The organism is Pseudomonas borbori, from assembly GCF_900115555.1.
Lineage (GTDB): Bacteria > Pseudomonadota > Gammaproteobacteria > Pseudomonadales > Pseudomonadaceae > Aquipseudomonas > Aquipseudomonas borbori.
In genome coordinates, this window is the sequence record NZ_FOWX01000080.1 from 1 (window position 1) to 3692 (window position 3692).

At 67.3% G+C, this 3692-nt stretch carries 3 protein-coding genes; all 3 read right to left on the minus strand.

Annotated elements, in window-relative coordinates:
* On the minus strand, positions 1-1766 hold a 1766-nt coding region (locus tag BM315_RS23950), incomplete at its 3' end, for an acetyl-CoA carboxylase biotin carboxylase subunit (RefSeq protein ID WP_090506169.1).
* The gene (locus BM315_RS23955; protein WP_090506183.1) at positions 1763-2563 is read right to left on the minus strand and encodes a gamma-carboxygeranoyl-CoA hydratase; all 801 of its coding nucleotides are present in this window, start codon (positions 2561-2563) and stop codon (positions 1763-1765) included. The genes BM315_RS23955 and BM315_RS23950, both read right to left, overlap by 4 nt.
* 79 nt (positions 2564-2642) lie before the next feature.
* The coding region (locus BM315_RS23960) for a carboxyl transferase domain-containing protein (RefSeq protein WP_090506185.1) at positions 2643-3692 on the minus strand (1050 nt) is incomplete at its 5' end.

Genomic DNA, 3692 nt, shown 5'->3' on the forward strand with positions numbered 1-3692 from the left:
GGCGCGGTCAGGCCACCGTGATGGCTGTGGCTGGCTTCGACGGCGGCGATCGGGTCGAGCTGGCTGACGGCGTGCAGGTCGCCCTGCCATTCCAGATAGAGGGTATCGCCCTGGCGGATGGCGTGCCGGCGGTGTTGCAGTGCGTCTGGCTGAACCTCGGCGTCTAGCGGGTTGCTGCAGAGCAGCGTGTCGCCCTGCAATCGGGCGCCGCCGCTGGCGCGCACCTTGTGCGTGACGCCGTTGCAGCTCAGGTGCAGGTCGATTTCGACCGGCAGCCCGGCGCGCCAGCCATTGCTGCTGGCCCAGGGCGAGTGAAAGTCCTCGTGCTTGTGCCGTAGCGGCTCGCTCTGGGCGAAGGCCTCGCCGGCCAGTTGCCAGAACGCGGCGGGCAACTCGCCTGCTGGCGGCAGCAGTTGCGCTTCGTGGCGCGGAATGAAACCGGTATCCAGCTCGGCGTCGGCGAAGGCCGGATGGGCCAGCACGCGACGCAGGAACGCCAGGTTGGTCCTGACCCCGCCAATGCAGGTTTCGTCGAGCATGGCCAGCAGGCGCAGGCGCGCTTCCTCGCGGTTGTCGCCCCAGGCGATCAGCTTGCCGAGCATCGGGTCGTAGAAGGGCGATACTTCATCGCCTTGGCTGACCCCGCTGTCGACCCGTCGACCCGGCCCGGGCTGGGCTTCGCGGTACAGGTTCAGGCGGCCGGTGGAGGGCAGGAAGTCGTGCTCCGGGTCTTCGGCATACAGGCGCACTTCGATGGCGTGGCCGATCAAGGGCACCTGATCCTGGGTGATCGGCAGCGCTTCGCCACGGGCCACGCGAATTTGCCAGGCGACCAGGTCCAGGCCGGTGATCGCCTCGGTGACCGGGTGCTCCACCTGGAGTCTTGTATTCATCTCCATAAAGAAGAAATCGCCGCGCTCGTCCAGCAGAAACTCCACGGTGCCGGCGCCGACATAGCCGATGGCCTGGGCCGCCTTGACCGCGGCCTCGCCCATGGCGCGGCGCAGTTCGGGGCTGAGACCCGGGGCGGGCGCTTCCTCGACCACCTTCTGGTGGCGGCGCTGGATCGAGCAGTCGCGCTCGTTCAGGTACAGGCAGTGGCCGTGCTGGTCGGCGAACACCTGAATCTCCACGTGGCGCGGCTTGAGCACGTATTTTTCCACCAGCATGCGCGCATCGCCGAACGACGATTGCGCCTCGCGCTGGGCGCTGGCCAGGGCCTCGGCCAGCTCGGCTTCGCGTTCGACCACCTTCATGCCCTTGCCGCCACCGCCGGCGGTGGCCTTGAGCAAGACCGGGTAGCCGATGACTTCGGCGGCCGCGCGGAAAGTCTCGATATCCTGGGCCTCGCCGTGATAACCCGGCACCAGGGGCACGCCGGTGGCCTCCATCAGCGCCTTGGCCGCCGATTTGCTGCCCATGGCGTCGATGGCCGAGGCGGGCGGGCCGAGAAACAGCAAGCCGGCTTCTTCGATGGCGCGGGCAAAACCGGCGTTTTCCGAGAGAAAGCCGTAACCCGGGTGAATCGCCTGTGCACCACTGGCTTTGGCCGCAGAGATCAGAGCGTCGATGCGCAGGTAGCTGTCCGCTGGCTTGGCACCGCCCAGGTTCACCACTAGATCGGCTTCGCGCACATGGCGCGCGCCAGCGTCGATGGCGCTATGCACCGCTACGCTCTTGATGCCCATGGCCTTGGCCGTGCGCATGACCCGGCAGGCGATTTCGCCGCGGTTGGCGATCAGCAGGGTGTCGATGTGTTTGCTCATGCTTGTTGCTCCTGCCAGCTTGGCTTGCGTTTATCGAGGAAGGCGCGCAGGCCTTCCTGGCCCTCGGCGCTGACGCGGATGCGGGCGATGGCGTTTTCGGTATAACGGCGCAGGGCCGGGGTGAGCACGCCGCTGGCGACTTCTTTGAGCAGGTCCTTGCTCGCCTGCATCGCCTGCGGGCTGTTGAGCAGCAGGTTGGCGACCCAGTCGCTGACGGCGTCGTCCAGCGCCTCGGCCGGATACGTCTCGGCAAACAGCCCCAGTTCATGGGCCCGCTCGCCGCTGAAACGCTCGGCGGTCAGGGCATAGCGGCGCGACGCGCGTTCGCCGATGGCCTGCACGACGAAGGGGCTGATCACCGCCGGGGCCAGGCCGATGCGCACCTCCGACAGGCACAGCTGGGCATCGATGGCGCCGATGGCCATGTCGCAGCAACTGATCAGGCCCAGGGCTCCGCCGAAGGCCGCCCCCTGGACCACGGCCAGGGTCGGGATCTTCAGCTGGTAGAGGTTGTGCATCAGCTCGGCCAGCTCCCGCGAATCGGCCAGGTTGGCGCTGTAATCCAGGGTTGCGGCGTGCTGCATCCAGGCCAGGTCCGCTCCGGCGGAGAAGTGCTTGCCGCGGCCGCGCAGCAGCAGGAAGCGCAGGCTCTTGTCGGCCTGCACCTCATCGAGGGCGAGGATCAGCTCGCGGATCATCTCGGCGTTGAAGGCATTGTTCTTGTCGGCGCGGTTGAGCCAGAGGGTGGCGAAGCCGCGTGGGTCTTGTTCCAGTTGGATGGTGCTGAAGTCGGTCATGGTCATCTTCGTAGGGTGCGCTGTGCGCACCATTGCGTTGAAAAGCGGTGCGCACGGCGCACCCTACGGTATTCCGGCATCACATGCGGAACACGCCGAAGGTGGTCGGCTCGATCGGCGCATTGAGGCTGGCGGACAACGCCAGGCCGAGTACCTCGCGGGTCTGCGCCGGGTCGATGACGCCGTCGTCCCACAGCCGCGCGCTGGAGTAGTAGGGGTGACCCTGGCGCTCGTACTGCTCGAGGATCGGTTGCTTGAGCTTGGCTTCTTCCTCGGCGGAGAAGTCATGGCCGGCGCGCGCGGCCTGTTCGTGCTTGACCTGCACCAGCACGCCGGCGGCCTGTTCGGCGCCCATCACGCCGATCCGTGCATTCGGCCACATCCACAAAAAGCGCGGGTCGTAGGCGCGCCCGCACATGCCGTAGTTGCCGGCGCCGAAGCTGCCGCCGATGATCACGGTGAATTTCGGCACCTTGGCGCAGGCCACGGCGTTGACCAGCTTGGCGCCGTGCTTGGCGATGCCGCCAGCCTCGTACTTCTGCCCGACCATGAAGCCGGTGATGTTCTGCAGGAACAGCAGCGGAATACCGCGCTGGCAGGCCAGTTCGATGAAGTGCGCGCCTTTCTGCGCCGATTCGGCGAACAGAATCCCGTTGTTGGCGAGGATCGCCACCGGATAGCCCTGGATATGGGCGAAGCCGCAGACCAGGGTGGCGCCGAACAGCGCCTTGAATTCGTCGAACACCGAGCCGTCGACGATACGCGCGATCACCTCGCGCACATCGAAGGGCTGCTTGGCGTCGGCCGGGATCACCCCGTACAGTTCCTCGGCATCGTGCAGCGGGGCGATCGGCGCGCGGTTGTTCAGCACCCCGAGCTTGCGCCAGTTGAGGTTGGCGATGCTGCGCCGGGCCAGGGCCAGGGCGTGCTCGTCGTTGTCGGCGTAGTGGTCGGCGACCCCCGAGGTCTTGCAGTGTACATCGGCGCCACCGAGGTCTTCGGCGCTGACCACCTCGCCGGTGGCGGCCTTCACCAGCGGCGGGCCGGCGAGGAAGATGGTCGCCTGGTTGCGCACCATGATCGCCTCGTCGGCCATGGCCGGCACATAGGCGCCGCCGGCGGTGCAGGA